The organism is Jiella endophytica (assembly GCF_004519335.1).
Taxonomy (GTDB): Bacteria; Pseudomonadota; Alphaproteobacteria; order Rhizobiales; family Rhizobiaceae; genus Jiella; species Jiella endophytica.
In genome coordinates this window covers 16,008-31,547 of the sequence record NZ_SOZD01000009.1, presented here as the reverse complement: position 1 = coordinate 31,547, position 15,540 = coordinate 16,008, and the positions used below count along the sequence as shown (strand labels likewise).

Here is a 15,540-nt window from a genome sequence, read left to right as displayed (position 1 = left end):
TCGGCCGGCAGAGCGGGAGTTCGCAGTTGCGCCGCGCTTAGCAACGGCAAGGTTTTTGAGAGGACGGTCTGTTCCGTGTCGCCAGAGTTCCCCCAGCCTGCGCAGATCGCCGATGCCGCGCCCCGGTGCGTGCCCGGGCCGGGCGGTGTCGGCGGGCGGCGGGCGCTGCCGCTGGTGGCGGTGCCGGTGCGCAACGAAGCCGAACGGATCGCCGGGCTGATCGAGGCGCTCGGCCGGCAGACATTCCTTGCCGCCGCTTCGGCGCCTCTGCCGCTCGTCCTCGTCTTCAACAACTGCACCGATGCCTCCGCCAAGATCGCCGCCGAGGCCGCCGCCACGCAGCCAGGCATTGCGCTCTATCCGGTGGTGGTCGACTTCCCGCCGCCATGCGCCCATGTCGGCTCGGCCCGCCGGCTGGCGCTCGACGTCGCGCGGTCGCTGTCGCCACGCTCCGACGAAGCCGTGCTGCTGACCACCGACGCCGACGCCCGGCCCTTTGAGACTTGGATCGAGGCCAATCTTGCGGCGATCGCCGCCGGAGCGGATGCCGTCGGCGGGCAGATCGTCGGCAATGCCGCCGAAGAGGCGATGCTCGGCGAGAAGTTTCTTGCCCGGGCCCGCGACCATGAGTGCTACGCGATGCTGGCGGACCAGCTCACCGCGATCATCGACCCGATCGCCCACGATCCCTGGCCGCGCCATCGACACCACACCGGCGCGAGCCTCGCCTTCCGGGCGCAAGTCTATGACAGCATCGGCGGGTTCGCCGCCCTGCCGACCCGCGAGGACCTCGATTTCGTCTCGCGGCTTCGGGCCGCCGGGTTTCGGCTGCGGCATGCGCCCGAGGTCGTCGTGGAAGTCTCGGCGCGCACCGTCGGCCGGGCACTTGGCGGTATGGCCGATTGCCTGCGCGACTGGGTGGACATGGCGAATGCCGATCGGCCGCATCTCGTCGAGGCGCCGTCGGCCGTCGTCGAACGTGCCCGGCTGCGGTCCTATCTGCGGTCCGGCCGGCTGGAAGGCCCTGCCGGCGATCAGGATCTCGCCAGCCTTCTCGGCATTGCGGCCCATGAATGGCGCGCCCGACGGGGCGACGGCAGCTTCCGGGCGTTTCTCGTCGAGCGCTTCGCCCCGGACGAGCCGGATGCGCCGGCGAGCGTGCCCGTCGCAGAGGCGATCGCGGAACTCACCGCCCATCTCGCCGGCTATGAGGATATCGGCCATGCGGCATGAGACCATCATCGCGAAAAGCCGAAATGTCGAAGGGTTCGACGGTCTGTCGAAGGAGATCGCCGCCGCGGTTGGCGGCGCTGACGACCGCGACGCCTTTCCCGCGGAAGGCTTTGATGTCCTGCGCAAGCGCGGCCTCTGTTCGAGGCCGCCGATCGGCAAAGGCGAGGGGCGCTCTCTCCTCAGGCTGCTCGCCGCGGTCGGGCAGGGCGATCTTGGCCTCGGCAGGCTCTATGAGGGCCATGTCAACGCGCTCGATCTCGTCCGGCGGTTCGGCCCGCCGGAGATCGTCAGAAAGGTACACGCGCTGGCCGAGGCGGGCGGCCTCTTCGGCGTCTGGAACACCGACCAGCCGGGCGATCCGCTGACCTCTCGCGACGGCCGGCTCACCGGCAGGAAGAACTTTGCCTCCGGCGTCGACGGCCTCAGCCATGCGATCGTCACCGCCCCGGTCCCGGACGGCCGGCAGATGTTCATCGTCGGGCTCGATGCGGTCGCGGTCGACCGCTCCTGGTGGCGACCCCTCGGCATGACGGCCTCCGGCAGCCATGTGGTGGATTTCGCCCCGGTGCCGGCAGAGGCCATCACGCCGCTCGGCGTACCCGGCGACTACATCGCCGAGCCGTGGTTCACTGGCGGCGCCATCCGTTTTTCCGCAGTCCATGTCGGCGGCATGCGGGCGGTGGCGCAGGCGGCAGTCGATCACCTTCAGGCTTCGGGTCGGTCCGGAAATCCCCATCAGGCGCATCGTCTGGGGAGGATGGGGCTGGCGCTCGAAACCGGTCGGCTGTGGCTGGAATCGGCCGCAGACGCCTGGGACGCGGCCGAGACGGCGGTGGGTGCAGATCCCGATGGCGCCCGGCTGCGTGCCGTTGCCAACGGCTTCAGGACGGTGGTCGAGCAACTGGCGATGGAGGTTCTCGAAACCGCCGAGCGGGCGGTCGGTGCCGCCGGCTTCAATGCGCCGCATCCTCTGGAGCGGCTGATCCCCGACCTTCGCACCTATCTTCGCCAGCCGAACCCCGACGGCGCCCTCACCGGATTTGCCGACGCCTTTCTCGCCGGCGAAATGGCGGCCGGCCGGTGACGATGCCGCGCCTTCTCGACCCCCGCGACATCGATGCCCGCCGCATCCTCGTCATCGCGCCGCATCCGGACGACGAGTCTCTCGGCTGCGGCGGTCTGATGGTCATGCTGGCGGCGGGCGGGCGGCAGATCCACACGCTGTTCGTCACCGACGGCGGCGCCTCGCATCCCGCCTCAAAAAGCTGGCCGCGCCAGCGCCTCGCCTCGCAGCGGGAGAGCGAAGCGGCCGAAGCGCTCGCCCGTCTCGGTCTCGGCAATCAGCCGCGCAGCTTCCTGCGGCTGAGGGACGCCGACATGCCGCAGCCGGGCTCGGCGGAATGGACCGCCGCGCGCGACAGGGTCGAGCAGCTGCTCGCCGGCTTCCGGCCGGATCTCGTCCTGCTGCCGTGGCGCCGCGATCCGCATCGCGACCATCGCGATTCCTGGCGCCTGTCGACGGAGGCGATCGCCGCGTCTGGCCGTGCCATCGCGACCATGGAATATGCGATCTGGCTCGACGAGTTCGGTCAACTCGGTGACCGACCGGCGCCGGACGAGGCCGAGTTCGTCGCCTTCGACGTCTCGCATCTCAGGGTCGCCAAGCGCCAGGCGGTGGCGGCGCATCTGTCGCAGACGACGGCCCTGATCGACGACGATCCGGACGGCTTCCTGCTCGGCGAAGAGACCATCGCACGGCTGACCGGGCCGCTGGAGATCTATGTGCGGCCATGGGACGGGTGATCGATGCCGACGGTTTCGAGGCGCTGTTCCGAGCCGATCCCGATCCGTGGAACTATGCCGGCTCACTATTTGAGCGGAACAAGCGTGAGGTGCTTCTGAAAGGCTGCGGCCCACGCTGCCGGGGCCGGGTGCTGGAACTCGCCTGCGCCAATGGCGAGACCACCGCGGCGCTCCGCCGCTCGGCGCTGAGGCTCGTCGCGCAGGATGCATCGCCCACCGCGCTCGCCCATGCGGCGGCGAGGAATGTAGGGGCGAAGAACGTCCGTTTCGTCAGAGGCCTGCTGCCGCAAGGACTGCCGCGGGGGCCGTTCGACCTGATCGTCGCGTCGGAGATCCTCTATTACCTGCCGCGCCGCGATCTCGAGGCGTGCCTCAGGCGGATCGAGGCGGCGCTGGCGCCTGGCGGCCGGCTGGTCGCGCTGCATCACGTCGTTCCATTCGGCGATGCCGCAACGCGGCCTGCCGCCGCGGCGCGTCTCGTCGAGCGCCATTGCCGCCGACGCCTGCTGCCGGCGCTCTCCAGCCGTACCAGCCGCTATCGGATGGACGCCTTCGACAAGCCTCTCGCAAGATCGGGGCCGCGGTGAACGGTCTCTCGCCGCAGTGCCGGATCCGGGCAGCCGGTGGCCCCCGGAAGCGAAAGATTGCGCCGACCGCCGCCATCGGTTAGGGAACGCGCGCCGAAGGGGCAGGCGCACCGCTGCCTCCGGGGGTGAACGAACGAAGGAACAGCCGGACCCGCCAGGGTGCCGCGCCGCCCAGGTGAACAAACGCAGCCCATGGCCCGTCTCGTCCTGAAATTCGGCGGAACATCCGTCGGCGACGTCGACCGCATCCGCAATGTCGCCCGGCATGTCAAACGCGAGGTCGATGCCGGTCACCATGTCGCCGTGGTGGTATCGGCGATGGCGGGCAAGACCAACGAGCTGGTCGGCTGGTGCCGCGCGGCTTCGCCCATCCACGACGCCCGCGAATATGACGCGGTGGTCGCCTCGGGCGAACAGGTCACCGCCGGGCTCCTGGCGATCACGCTGCAGCAGATGGGCATCAACGCCCGCTCCTGGCAGGGCTGGCAGATCCCGATCCGCACCGACGGCTCCCATGGCGCCGCGAGGATCCAGGAGATCGACGCCGCCGAGATCGTCCGCCGCTTCGACGAGGAGCAGCAGGTGGCGGTCGTCGCCGGCTTCCAGGGGATCGCCCCGGACAACCGCATCGCGACGCTCGGGCGCGGCGGTTCGGACACCAGCGCCGTCGCCATCGCCGCGGCGATCGCCGCCGATCGCTGCGACATCTATACCGACGTCGACGGCGTCTACACCACCGATCCGCGGATCGAGCCCAAGGCCCGGCGCATGGCGAGGATCTCCTTCGAGGAGATGCTCGAAATGGCCTCGCTCGGTGCCAAGGTGCTGCAGGTGCGCTCGGTCGAGCTCGCCATGGTACACAAGGTGCGCACCTTCGTGCGCTCCTCCTTCGAGGATCCGGATGCTCCCGGCATGGGCGATTTCGACAATCCGCCGGGAACCCTCATATGCGACGAGGACGAAATCGTGGAACAGCAGGTGGTGACGGGTATCGCCTATTCGCGGGACGAGGCGCAGATCTCGCTGAGGCGCGTCGAGGACCGCCCGGGCGTCGCGGCGGCGATCTTCGGTCCGCTGGCCGATGCCGGCGTCAATGTCGACATGATCGTCCAGAACATCTCCGAATCCGGCGATGCGACGGATATGACCTTCACGGTGCCGGCCGGCGACCTGCAGAAGGCCACGGCGATCCTCGAAAAGGCCAAGGCCGAGATGCGCTATGATTCGCTGCAGAGCGAATCCGGACTCACCAAGGTCTCGGTGATCGGCATCGGCATGCGCAGCCACACCGGCGTCGCGGCGACGGCCTTCAAGGCGCTCGCCGCCCGCGGTATCAACATCAAGGCGATCACCACCTCCGAGATCAAGATCTCGATCCTGATCGACGGCGACTACACCGAACTGGCCGTGCGGGCGCTGCACGGCGTCTACGGCCTCGACAAGGCCTGACTCTCGACCCCCCGGAACCGTCGCGGCCCGCCGCGATGGCCGGCGGCAACCGAAAACGGCTGGGTTCTTGCCTCGCAACCCGCAAATCCGGCACCATGGTCTCGTGGCCGTTGAGTCGCATGGGCCGGATTGCCATGGCGGTGATGAAGCAGTTTCGGAACCGGATTGATTCCGGACATCCTTGGCGGCACAGGACGGAAGGCAGGGGTTGAACAGGAGCGACACCTCAGGACCGCGGGTGCTGATGCGCCGCATCCGGGAGCTCATGATCGAGCCCCTGGAGCCGCAGGCGCGTCTCGATCAGATCGTCAAGCTGATCGCCAAGCACATGGAGACCGAGGTCTGCTCGCTTTATGTGCTGCGTTCCGACGGTGTGCTCGAACTGTATGCCACCGAAGGCCTCAATCCCGGTTCGGTGCATCTCGCCCAGCTGAAGCTCGGCGAGGGCCTCGTCGGCACCATCGCCGCGACCGCCCGGCCGCTGAACCTCTCCGACGCCCAGAACCATCCGGCCTTCACCTACCTTCCCGAAACCGGCGAGGAGATCTATGCGACCTTCCTCGGCGTGCCCGTGTTGAGGGCAGGGCGCACCCTCGGCGTGCTCGTCGTCCAGAACAAGGCGGCCGGCCGGGTCTATCCCGAGGAGGAATCGGAAGCCTTCGAGACCGTCGCCATGGTGATCGCCGAGATGATCGCCGCCGGCGGGCTGGAGGGGCTGACCCGCCCCGGCGCCACCCTCGACCTCACCCGCCCGGTCAGCTTCGAGGGCGAGCCGCTCTGCGACGGCATCGGCATCGGCCGCGTCGTCCTGCACGAGCCGCGGGTGGTCGTCTCGAGCCTTTTCAACGAGGACGTCGAGACCGAGGTGTCGCGGCTGACCGAGGCGCTGGCGATCCTGCGGGAATCGATCGCCGACATGCTCGACCGGCGCGACGTCGCCGACGAGGGCGAGCACCGCGCCGTGCTCGAGACCTATCGCAAGTTCGCCCAGGACCGCGGCTGGGTGCGCCGGCTTGAAGAGGCGGTGCGCAACGGCCTCACCGCCGAGGCGGCGGTCGAGAAGGTGCAATCGGACATGCGGGCGCGCATGATGCACCTCACCGACCCCTATATCCGCGAGCGGCTGCACGACTTCGACGATCTCGCCAACCGGCTTTTACGCCAGCTGATCGGCCAGGGCGGCGTCAGCGCCGACATCGCCGACGCGGTGGTCGTCGCCCGTAACATGGGCGCCGCCGAGCTGCTCGACTATCATCGCGGCCAGATCCGCGGCCTCGTCCTCGAGGAGGGCGCTGCGACGAGCCACGTCGTCATCGTCGCCAGGGCCCTCGGCATTCCCGTCGCGGGCCAGGTGAAGGGCGTCGTCTCGCGCTCGGAGAAAGGCGATTCGATCATCGTCGACGGCGAGAGCGGCGACGTGCATCTGCGCCCGCCGCCGGAGGTCCACGACCTCTTCTCCGACAAGCTGCGCTTCCGTGCCGAACGCCAGCAGCGCTACCGCTCGCTGCGCGACCAGCCGGCGCGCACCGTCGACGGCACGATGATCGGCCTGCAGATGAATGCCGGGCTGCTCGTCGACCTGCCGCAGCTCGCCGAATCCGGCGCCGAGGGGATCGGCCTGTTCCGCACCGAGCTGCAGTTCATGGTCGCCTCGACCATGCCGCGGGCCGGCGACCAGGAGCGTCTCTATCGGGCCGTGCTCGATGCCGCCGGCGACAAGCCGGTGACCTTCCGCACCCTCGATGTCGGCGGCGACAAGCTGTTGCCCTATCTCAGCCACGGCCCGGAGGAGAACCCGGCGCTCGGCTACCGGGCGATGCGGCTGGCGCTCGACCGGCCCGGCCTCCTGCGCACCCAGCTGCGGGCGCTCCTGAAGGCCTCGTCCGGCCGGGAAAGCCGGATCATGTTTCCGATGGTCACCGATCTTTTTGAGATCCGCGCTGCCCGCGCGCTGATCGACCGCGAGCTCGACCATCTCACGCGCTTCGGCTACGAGCCGCCGAAGAAGCTGTCGATCGGCGCGATGCTGGAGGTGCCGTCGCTGCTCTATCAGCTGGATCCGCTGATGGCGGGGCTCGACTTCGTCTCGATCGGCTCGAACGACCTGTTCCAGTTCTTCTTCGCCGTCGATCGCGGCAACGCCAATGTCTCCGGCCGCTACGACGACCTGTCGGTGCCGTTCCTCAGGGCGTTGCGCAGCGTGGTCGCGGCCAGCGAGAGGAACGGCGTGCATCTCTCGCTCTGCGGCGAGATGGCCGGCCGGCCGCTCTCGGCGATGGCTCTCATCGGCCTCGGCTTCCGGAACATTTCGATGGCGCCGCCGTCGATCGGCCCGGTCAAGGCGATGCTGACGACCCTCGACGCCGCGGCGCTTTCGGGCGAACTCCATGCGCTTCTCGACGATGGCGAGGAGACAGGATCGGCGCGGGCGTTCCTGAAGGATTTCGCCGAGCGCCATGCCATCCCATATTAGCGACATGCGCTGAGATCAGCTAAAGCGCATTGCGGCAAAGCGAGCAGGCGGAGCGTCGGCTTCCGCCCGGCCTTAATGCCGCAGACATTTTCATTCAGGCATTGAACCGGACATCATGGCGACCCTGCCGAACGCGACATTGAACGAGATCCAGAACCGCTTCGCCACTCTCGAGCGGGAAATGGCGAAAGGGCCGGAGCACGAGGTCTATTCGAAGCTCGCCGCGGAATACGCCTCCCTAGAGGAGGTCAATGCGGCGATCGGCGACTACCGCCGGGCCGAGGAGGAGCTGAAGGGGTCCCGCGCCCTCCTCACCGATCCCTCCGCCGACCGGGAGATGCGCGAACTCGCCGAGCTCGAGATCGACAGCCTGAGGGACCGGATCGAGGTGCTGACCCAGCGGATCAGGCTGCTGCTTCTGCCCAAGGACGCCGCCGACGAGAAGGGCGCGATCCTCGAGATCCGTGCCGGCACCGGCGGCTCCGAGGCGGGGCTCTTCGCCGGCGACCTCTTCCGCATGTATCAGCGCTATTCCGAACTCAATCGCTGGAAGCTCGAGATTCTTTCCGCGAGCGAGGGCGAAGTCGGGGGATACAAGGAGGTGATCGCGGCGATCCGCGGTGCCGGCGTCTTCTCGCGGCTGAAGTTCGAATCCGGCGTCCACCGTGTCCAGCGCGTGCCGGAGACCGAATCCGGCGGCCGCATCCACACCTCGGCCGCGACCGTCGCGGTCCTCCCCGAGGCCGAGGACATCGACGTCGACGTCCGGGCCGAGGACATCCGCATCGATACGATGCGCTCTTCCGGTGCCGGCGGCCAGCACGTCAACACCACCGATTCGGCGGTGCGCATCACCCACCTGCCGACCGGGATCGTGGTGACCTCCTCGGAAAAGTCGCAGCACCAGAACCGGGCGAGGGCGATGCAGGTGCTGAAGGCGCGGCTGTTCGACATGGAACGCCAGAAGGCCGACGACGAGCGCTCCGCCGCCCGCAAGAGCCAGGTCGGCTCCGGCGACCGCTCCGAGCGCATCCGCACCTACAATTTTCCGCAAGGCCGGGTGACCGACCACCGGATCAACCTCACCCTCTACAAGCTCGACCGGGTGATGGAGGGCGAGATCGACGAACTGGTCGAGGCGCTCGTTTCCGACCATCAGGCGAAGCTTTTGGCCGCCGTCGGCGGCGAGGACGAGGCGTGAGGCGCCCGGCATGATCCGGGCAGAAAAGACGCCGGTGGCGGCCACGGCCGGGGAACCGTTGAGGGACGGTCCGGCGGGCGCGGCTCCGCCTGCCGCCGCGCCGTCTCCAGCCTCTGCGCCATTGCCCTCGGACGCCGCCATTCGGCTCGGCACCCTCTACAGCGAGGCGGTGGCCCGGCTGCGCGAGGCCGGCTCGGTTGCCGCGACAAGAGGCTCAGGACCGGCGATCCCGACGCCGGAACTCGATGCCCGGCTGCTGCTCGCCGAAGCGACTGGCGCCGGGCCAAGTGATATCCACCGCCACAGCGCTCTGCCGCTGGCAGGCAACGAAATCAAGAATTTTGCCGGCTTACTGGAGCGCCGTATCGCCGGCGAGCCGGTGCACCGGATCATCGGCCGGCGGGCCTTCTACGAGCACGAATTCGCCCTGTCGCCGGAGACGCTGGAGCCGCGGCCGGAAACCGAGATCCTCGTCGAGGTCGCCCGGCCGCTGGTCGAAGCCGCGATCGCGGCGAGCGGCCGCTGCCTGTTCGCCGATGTCGGCACCGGAGCGGGCGCCATCGCCGTCTCGCTGCTGGCCCTCTGCCCGGCGGCCGAGGCCATCGCCATCGACATTTCCGAGGGCGCGCTCGCGACCGCGCGGTGGAACGCCGTTGCGGCGGGGGTCGCCGACCGGTTCTTTCCGGTCAGGGCCGATCATCTTTCGCCCCTCGGCGGAAAATTCGATCTGATCGTCTCGAATCCGCCCTATATTCCGACGAGTGAGATCGCCGAGCTCGATATCGGGGTGCGCCGGCACGATCCTATGCTCGCCCTCGACGGCGGGGCGGACGGGCTCGACGCATACCGGACGATCGCGGGCGAAGCGGCTCGCCTGCTGCGGCCGGGCGGAGCTGCCGTTCTGGAGATCGGACGTGGGCAGGCAGGCGACGTCGAGGCGCTCTTCGCAGCGGGCGGATTTGCGTCGTCCCGCCGGACGCGAGATCTTTCCGGCATCGAGCGCGTCCTGACGCTGACCAGAGCCGCGGACCCGGTGTCCAAGCTTTCGTGAAGCCCGCAGGCTTGCAGGAGGATTTGCCAAATCCGGGAAATAAGGCTTGTCGCTGTTTGGTTTCACCTCTATTGTCTGCGGCGTACGGAGGAATCGAGGGGGACATCTCAGACGGCAGGGCCGGGAGATGCTCGAGATGACCGAACGGTCGTCCGTTGAACTGGGATTTCGGATCGCCAGTCGAAACCGACTTTAGAACATTTCCATCGCCGGCCCGTCCTGGGAGAGGGCCGAGCACAGGAGCTGTTTTACGCGCTCCCGACGCGGAACATCGCGGATGTTCCCGATACACAAGAGACAGGAAGAGTATGAGGCCAGGACAGCAGAAGAACCGTATGCGCGGTCGTGGGCGCAAGGGTCCGAATCCGCTTTCGCGCAACTACGAGTCGAACGGCCCTGACGTCAAGATCCGCGGATCGGCCCAGCACGTCGCCGAAAAATACTCGATGCTGGCGCGCGACGCCGCTGCCGCCGGCGACCGTGTCATGGCGGAGAACTATCTCCAGCACGCCGAGCACTACAACCGCATCATCGCCGCCGCCCAGGCGCAGTTTCAGCAGCCGCGCGACGATCGCGACATGCGCGATTCCGACGACGATGACGACGATGACGACATGGTCGACAACGGCAGCTATGGCCGCAACGACCGTGGCGACCGGAACGACCGGGGCGACCGGAACGAGCGCCGGCCGCAGCATTCGGGCCGTGACCAGAACGGCCGCGACTACGGCAACGGCCGCGACAACCAGCGCAACCGCGACGACAACGGCCATCGCGATCGCCGCGACCGCAATCAGCCGCCGGCCGGCACCGGCCCGCAGCCGGTCATGGTGCGCGACGACAACCGCGCCAATGGCCATGGCGGCATGAACGGCGCCGAGGCCCATGGCCGCGATCGCCGCTCGGAGGAGCGCAACGATGCCGCGAAAGAGCAGACGCGCGAGACCGCTGGCAGCGACGAGGCCGAAACGCCGATCGGCATGACGGCGGCAGAGGCGCTGGAAGAGACCCAGAGCCGCGCCAAGCGCCGGCCGCGCACGCGCCGGCCGCGTCTTTCCGACAAGACCGAGGCGAGCGCCGAGGCAGCTGGCGAGACCGCTGAGCCGGCCGAGGAGGCGAAGTCGCCCGAGGCCGAGCCGGCCGCCGCCGAGCCGAAGAAGACGCGCCGCAAGGCGAAGTCCGAGACCGATGGCGAGGAAAAGCCGAAGCGCCGCCGCACCACCCGTTCCAAGAAATCCGACGAGGACGATGGCGAGCAGCAGCTGCCGGACTTCCTCCTAGCCTCGAACGGCTGATCGACGCGTTTTCCCGCCGGCCGTTACTTCGGGACGCTGGCGATGCGATGATAGCGCCGCCTCGAAAGGGGCGGCGTTTTTGTTGGCCGATGCGGCATCGGCCAGAAAATCGGAATCGATTGTCGGGAAAGCACGATGCGTTGCTTCAACGAGTGGGGCGTCCGCCCTGAGACCATTCCAACACACGGCGCTTTGACGCAGTCGTGACAGCGCTCCGGAGGGCGTCGCAGCCTCCCCGCTCAAATAGAAATCCTGACGAAACAAACCCTGAGTAGATGGCCGCGTCCCTTCACGCGAGGTTCCACTCATGGACGCTGTCACGAATGCCTGGCCGCAGAAAACGCGGGAGTTCCACAACCACCACTTCGATTCGACGATCTGGAACGATTTTGCGTTTCGCAACGACGACGTCGTCATCGCCACCTACGGTAAATCCGGCACGACCTGGACCCAGCAGATCATCGGCCAGCTGATCTTCGGCGGTTCTGCCGAGATCTCGGTCGCCGAGCTCTCGCCCTGGCTGGACCTGAGGGTTCCGCCCAAGGCGGTGAAGCTCGAGGCGATGGAGGCGCAGACCCATCGGCGCTTCATCAAGACCCATCTGCCGGTGGACGCGCTCGTCTTCTCGCCGAAGGCCCGCTACGTCTTCGTCGGCCGCGACGGCCGCGACGTGATCTGGAGCATGTACAACCACCATGCCCGGGCGAATGCCGACTGGTATGCGAAACTCAACGAGACGCCCGGGCGCGTTGGCCCGCCGATCGAGCCGCCGCCGGCCTCGACCCGGCGCTATTTCCTCGAATGGCTGGAACAGGACGGCCATCCGTTCTGGCCGTTCTTCTCCCATGTGAGGTCCTGGTGGGCGGTGCGCGACCTGCCCAACGTGCTGATGGTGCATTTCGCCGATCTCAAGGCCGACATGCCGGGCGAGATCGCCCGGATCGCGGCATTCCTCGGCATCGAGGCCGATCCGGCGTCCTGGCCGACGATCCTTCAGCATTGCAGCTTCGACTACATGAAGGCCCATGCAGCACAATCGGCGCCGCTCGGCGGCGCGTTCTGGGACGGCGGTGCCGAGACCTTCATCCATCGCGGCACCAACGGCCGCTGGCACGACGAACTGACGGCCGAGGACGTCGCCGCCTATGAGGCGAAGGTCGCCGCAGAGCTGCCGGCGGACTGCGCCGCCTGGCTCGCGGAGGGCCGGCTGGCCGGCAACGCCGCCTCCCTCGCCGCCTGAGGGGCCACCGCGCGCCGCCCGGCTCAGCCCCGGGCGGCGGCCTCGATGGCGGCGATGTCGATCTTCTTCATCGTCATCATCGCCTCCATCACGCGCTTCGCCTTCGCCCGGTCGGGATCGTTCAGGAGCACCGTCATGATGCGCGGGACGATCTGCCAGGACAGGCCGAAGCGGTCCTTCACCCAGCTGCAGGCCTCGCTTTCGGGATGCGCCGAAAGCGCTGCGTGATAGCGGTCGACCTCCTCCTGCGTGTCGCAGTCGACCGACAGCGAGATCGCCTCCGTGAAGGTAAAGTTCGGGCCGCCGTTCAGCGCCTGGAAGCGCCGGCCGCACAGCGTGAACTCCACCAGCAGCACGTTGCCGGTGCTGCCGGACGGATAGTCGGCCGGAGCATGCATGATCCGGTCGATCGAGGAATCCGGAAAGAGGTCGACATAGAAGCGGGCAGCTTCCTCGCCGTTTCCGTCGAACCACAGGCAGGTGGCGAGCTTGTCTTCGATGGTCATCGGTCAAGCCTTTCTCGGTCCGACGAGGCCGAAACGGGCGCCCTGCGGGTCGGCGCAGACGAGGGTGAAGGAGCCGCCGGGGATCTCGCTCGGCCCGTAGAGCGCCATGCCGCCCGCCAGTTCGAGACGTCCATGCGCCGCGTCGATGTCGTCGACCGAGAAATATACCTGCCAGCCCGACTTGCCGCCGGGCATCTGCGGCATGACGGCGCCGATGCGGGTCTCGCCGACATACCAGAACTTGTAGTCGCCGAGGTCGCCCATCGGAAAGGCGCCGTCCTGCCTGAGGCCGAGGAGATCGCCGTAGAAGGCGAGCGCTCCGGCCTGGTCCGGCGTCGACAGCTCGTTCCACACCGCATGGCCGGCGATCGCCGTCTCACCGTCCTGAAAGGCGCGGCTGTCCTCGCTGGAGAGACCCCGCATCAGATAGAACAGGCAGCCCTGCGGATCGGCGAGGAAGGAGAAGCGCCCGACATCCGGAATGTCCATCGGCGGCATGTGGACGGCCGCACCGAGGCTCGTCGCCTTTTCCGTCGCCCGGTCGACGTCGTCGACGCCGAAATAGATCAGCCAGCTCGGCGGCATCGGCGCCCCCTCCGGCATCTTCATGATACCGCCGACGGGTCCGTCCTCGGCCGCGGCGACCCGGTAGTCGACACCCGGCGGTCCCATCTCGGGCCGGGCGATCGTCCAGCCGAGCAGTTTTTCGTAAAAGCCCTGCGCCGCGTTCTGGTCGCTGGTCAGAAGCTCGTACCAGATCGGTGTTCCCTGCGGATTGGCCATGGCGGCCTCCTTCCTGAAAGATTGCTGTCCCGGATTTCGGCGCTCTCAGACGGGAGCGAAGCCGGCATAGATCATCCGCTTGCCGTCGAAGGGCATTTCCTGCGGCATGTCGCTCATCCGCGCGTCCTCCATCACCGCCTTCATGCCGGCGTCCCGCGTCGCCTTGTCCGGCCATTCGAGAAAGGCGAAGGCGATGGCTTCGCCGTCTTTCGCATGGGCGGCGCGGTAGAAATCCGTGACCTCGCCGCGGGGGACGTCGTCGCTCCAGCACTCCACCTGGCGCTTCGCGCCATGCTCGCGGAAGATCCGCCAGCTCGCCCGCGCCAGATTGGCGTAGCCCTCGCGATTGGCGTCCGGCACCGGGATGACGAAGCCGTCGACATAGCCGCCCGGCACCGTCTCGCCTGCCTCGAAAAGGGCCTCGAAGCTGCCATAGATCATCCGCTTGCCGTCGAAGGGCATGTCGGCGAGGGCCTGCATGCGCGGGTCGCTCTTCATCCGGTCGGTGGCCGTTTCCGCCGCCGCCTTGTCGGCGAACTCCATCCAGCCGAAGCAGACGGTCTCGTCCGGTCTGGCCGCGACGGCGCCCTTGAAGTCGTTGACCTTGCCGTCGGGGACGTCGTCGCCCCAGACGTCGACCATGCGGATCGCGCCGAGATCGGTCATCACGCCGGACGCCTTGCGGCAGTGGTCGGCGAAGGCCTCGCGGTTCACCGTCGGCACGGCGGTCACATAGCCGATGACATAGGTCATGTCCTCATCCTCCTCGGTGCGCGCGGCTTTTCGGCGGCGCGGCTTCAGCCTTCGCCCATCGCCTTTTCCATGGCGGCGAGATCCATCCAGCTCACTTCCCAGATGTGCCCGTCCGGATCCTCGTAGGATCGGCCGTACATGAAGCCGTAATCCTGTTTCGGTGTCGGGTCGGCCGCGCCGCCGGCGGCAACCGCCGTCTCGACGGCGGCATCGCAAGCCGCGCCGCTTTCCAGCGTCAGGCACAGCAGCACCTGGGCGCTCGCCTTCGCGTCGGGGATGGTCTTGGTGGTGAAATCCCGCCAGCGCGTGTGCTCGAGGAGCATGACATGGATTTCCTCGCTGAGGACCATGCAGGACGTCGTCTCGTTGGAGAAGCGCTCGTTCTTCCTCGCCCCCATCGCTTCGTAAAAGGCCGTCGAGCGCTTCACGTCGGTGACAGGCAGGTTGATGAAGATCTTCTGGCTCACGGGGGACTCCGGTTTGAATGCTGAGATTTCCGAAGGCTCAGTCGCGGTCCGGCGCGCCGAGCGGGAACAGCGGGCGATAGGGCCGCGCCGCCTCGATGCAGCGGGCGAAGGACGCTCGGGCGTTCAGCCGCTCGCGATAGGCGGTGACGGCGGGAAAGCGATCGCCGATCGGATGCGTCCAGTCGGCATAGAAGAGCTGCGGCGCGGCGGCGCAGTCGGCGAGGGAAAAATTCTCGCCGACGGCCCACTGGCGGCCCGCCATGTGGCGTTCGAGGTAGCCATAGGCCTTGTCGAGCATCGCCCCGGCGCGCTCGACGCCGAGGGGATCGCGGCTGTCCGCCGGCCGAAGGGCGTCGTCGACGAACTTGTTCTGCGGCGTTGCGACGTAGTTGTCGAAGAAGCGGTCCCAGAAGCGCACCTTCAGCGCCGCCTCCGGATCGGCCGGAACCAGCCGGGCGGGGCCGGGATGATGGACGTCGAGATATTCGACGATGACCGAAGCCTCGATCACCGGCCGGCCGTCATCGACGAGCACCGGAAACTTGCCGAACGGCCAGTGGCCAAGGAGTTCGGCGAAGTTGTCGGGATTTTCGGGTGAAAGCATCCGCAGCCGGAAGGGCGTGTCGTTTTCATAAAGGGCTGTCAGCGCCTTCTGGCAGTAGGAGGAGAAGGGATGGGCGAAGAGTTCGAGCATCGCGC

At 67.9% G+C, this 15,540-nt stretch carries 15 protein-coding genes; 10 read left to right on the top strand and 5 right to left on the bottom strand.

Annotation, left to right across the window (positions count from 1 at the left end):
• The first annotated feature begins 75 nt into the window (after positions 1–75).
• The 10 genes from E3C22_RS21605 to E3C22_RS21560 all read left to right on the top strand — a co-directional run bounded on the left by E3C22_RS21605 (position 76) and on the right by E3C22_RS21560 (position 12,332).
• Positions 76–1,233 carry a glycosyltransferase family 2 protein gene (locus E3C22_RS21605; RefSeq protein ID WP_167591858.1) on the top strand — a complete coding sequence of 386 codons (1,158 nt, stop codon included), beginning with the start codon at positions 76–78 and terminating at the stop codon, positions 1,231–1,233.
• Positions 1,223–2,317: an acyl-CoA dehydrogenase family protein gene (locus tag E3C22_RS21600; protein ID WP_167591857.1), complete on the top strand. Its 1,095-nt coding sequence runs from the start codon at positions 1,223–1,225 to the stop codon at positions 2,315–2,317. Before E3C22_RS21605 ends, E3C22_RS21600 begins: the two co-directional genes overlap by 11 nt.
• A 2-nt stretch (positions 2,318–2,319) precedes the next feature.
• Positions 2,320–3,036 carry a PIG-L deacetylase family protein gene (locus E3C22_RS21595; RefSeq protein WP_245515135.1) on the top strand — a complete coding sequence of 239 codons (717 nt, stop codon included), beginning with the start codon at positions 2,320–2,322 and terminating at the stop codon, positions 3,034–3,036.
• A complete protein-coding gene (locus E3C22_RS21590; protein ID WP_134763961.1) occupies positions 3,024–3,623 on the top strand; it encodes a class I SAM-dependent methyltransferase in 600 nt (199 codons plus the stop codon). Before E3C22_RS21595 ends, E3C22_RS21590 begins: the two co-directional genes overlap by 13 nt.
• Before the next feature lie 192 nt (positions 3,624–3,815).
• A complete protein-coding gene (locus tag E3C22_RS21585; protein WP_134763960.1) occupies positions 3,816–5,072 on the top strand; it encodes an aspartate kinase in 1,257 nt (418 codons plus the stop codon).
• Positions 5,073–5,337: 265 nt separating this feature from the next.
• Positions 5,338–7,545 carry a phosphoenolpyruvate--protein phosphotransferase gene (gene ptsP, locus E3C22_RS21580; RefSeq protein WP_245515127.1) on the top strand — a complete coding sequence of 736 codons (2,208 nt, stop codon included), beginning with the start codon at positions 5,338–5,340 and terminating at the stop codon, positions 7,543–7,545.
• A gap of 115 nt (positions 7,546–7,660) precedes the next feature.
• Positions 7,661–8,746 (top strand): peptide chain release factor 1, encoded by a 1,086-nt coding sequence (prfA, locus tag E3C22_RS21575; protein WP_134763959.1) that lies wholly within the window; start codon positions 7,661–7,663, stop codon positions 8,744–8,746.
• A 121-nt stretch (positions 8,747–8,867) separates the two neighbouring features.
• Positions 8,868–9,797, top strand: coding sequence for a peptide chain release factor N(5)-glutamine methyltransferase (gene prmC / locus E3C22_RS21570; protein WP_167591856.1), 930 nt, complete (start codon positions 8,868–8,870; stop codon positions 9,795–9,797).
• A gap of 335 nt (positions 9,798–10,132) precedes the next feature.
• The gene (locus E3C22_RS21565) at positions 10,133–11,092 is read left to right on the top strand and encodes a DUF4167 domain-containing protein (protein ID WP_245515126.1); all 960 of its coding nucleotides are present in this window, start codon (positions 10,133–10,135) and stop codon (positions 11,090–11,092) included.
• Positions 11,093–11,399: 307 nt separating this feature from the next.
• A complete protein-coding gene (locus tag E3C22_RS21560) occupies positions 11,400–12,332 on the top strand; it encodes a sulfotransferase domain-containing protein (protein WP_134763956.1) in 933 nt (310 codons plus the stop codon).
• A gap of 23 nt (positions 12,333–12,355) precedes the next feature.
• On the opposite strand, the gene E3C22_RS21555 is transcribed toward E3C22_RS21560, so the two are convergent.
• Genes E3C22_RS21555 through E3C22_RS21535 form a run of 5 tightly spaced genes read right to left on the bottom strand, consistent with a single transcriptional unit; the run spans position 12,356 to position 15,535 of the window.
• Positions 12,356–12,838, bottom strand: a complete 483-nt coding sequence (locus E3C22_RS21555) for a VOC family protein (protein ID WP_134763955.1) — start codon at positions 12,836–12,838, stop codon at positions 12,356–12,358.
• A gap of 3 nt (positions 12,839–12,841) precedes the next feature.
• Positions 12,842–13,621 (bottom strand): VOC family protein, encoded by a 780-nt coding sequence (locus E3C22_RS21550; RefSeq protein WP_134763954.1) that lies wholly within the window; start codon positions 13,619–13,621, stop codon positions 12,842–12,844.
• Positions 13,622–13,666: 45 nt separating this feature from the next.
• A complete protein-coding gene (locus E3C22_RS21545) occupies positions 13,667–14,374 on the bottom strand; it encodes a DUF1428 domain-containing protein (protein WP_134763953.1) in 708 nt (235 codons plus the stop codon).
• A 44-nt stretch (positions 14,375–14,418) separates the two neighbouring features.
• A complete protein-coding gene (locus E3C22_RS21540) occupies positions 14,419–14,841 on the bottom strand; it encodes a VOC family protein (protein ID WP_134763952.1) in 423 nt (140 codons plus the stop codon).
• Positions 14,842–14,878: 37 nt separating this feature from the next.
• Positions 14,879–15,535: a glutathione S-transferase family protein gene (locus E3C22_RS21535; protein WP_134763951.1), complete on the bottom strand. Its 657-nt coding sequence runs from the start codon at positions 15,533–15,535 to the stop codon at positions 14,879–14,881.
• Between the last annotated feature and the right edge of the window lie 5 nt (positions 15,536–15,540).

What these genes read in the sequence shown, in the direction of transcription:
- E3C22_RS21600 (WP_167591857.1), top strand. Translation starts at nt 1,223, where the DNA reads ATGCGGCATGAGACCATCATCGCGAAAAGCCGAAATGTCGAAGGGTTC.
- E3C22_RS21595 (WP_245515135.1), top strand. Translation starts at nt 2,320, where the DNA reads ATGCCGCGCCTTCTCGACCCCCGCGACATCGATGCCCGCCGCATCCTC.
- E3C22_RS21590 (WP_134763961.1), top strand. Translation starts at nt 3,024, where the DNA reads ATGGGACGGGTGATCGATGCCGACGGTTTCGAGGCGCTGTTCCGAGCC.
- E3C22_RS21585 (WP_134763960.1), top strand. Translation starts at nt 3,816, where the DNA reads ATGGCCCGTCTCGTCCTGAAATTCGGCGGAACATCCGTCGGCGACGTC.
- ptsP (WP_245515127.1), top strand. Translation starts at nt 5,338, where the DNA reads ATGATCGAGCCCCTGGAGCCGCAGGCGCGTCTCGATCAGATCGTCAAG.
- prfA (WP_134763959.1), top strand. Translation starts at nt 7,661, where the DNA reads ATGGCGACCCTGCCGAACGCGACATTGAACGAGATCCAGAACCGCTTC.
- E3C22_RS21565 (WP_245515126.1), top strand. Translation starts at nt 10,133, where the DNA reads ATGCGCGGTCGTGGGCGCAAGGGTCCGAATCCGCTTTCGCGCAACTAC.
- E3C22_RS21560 (WP_134763956.1), top strand. Translation starts at nt 11,400, where the DNA reads ATGGACGCTGTCACGAATGCCTGGCCGCAGAAAACGCGGGAGTTCCAC.
- E3C22_RS21555 (WP_134763955.1), bottom strand. Translation starts at nt 12,838, where the DNA reads ATGACCATCGAAGACAAGCTCGCCACCTGCCTGTGGTTCGACGGAAAC.
- E3C22_RS21550 (WP_134763954.1), bottom strand. Translation starts at nt 13,621, where the DNA reads ATGGCCAATCCGCAGGGAACACCGATCTGGTACGAGCTTCTGACCAGC.
- E3C22_RS21545 (WP_134763953.1), bottom strand. Translation starts at nt 14,374, where the DNA reads ATGACCTATGTCATCGGCTATGTGACCGCCGTGCCGACGGTGAACCGC.
- E3C22_RS21535 (WP_134763951.1), bottom strand. Translation starts at nt 15,535, where the DNA reads ATGCTCGAACTCTTCGCCCATCCCTTCTCCTCCTACTGCCAGAAGGCG.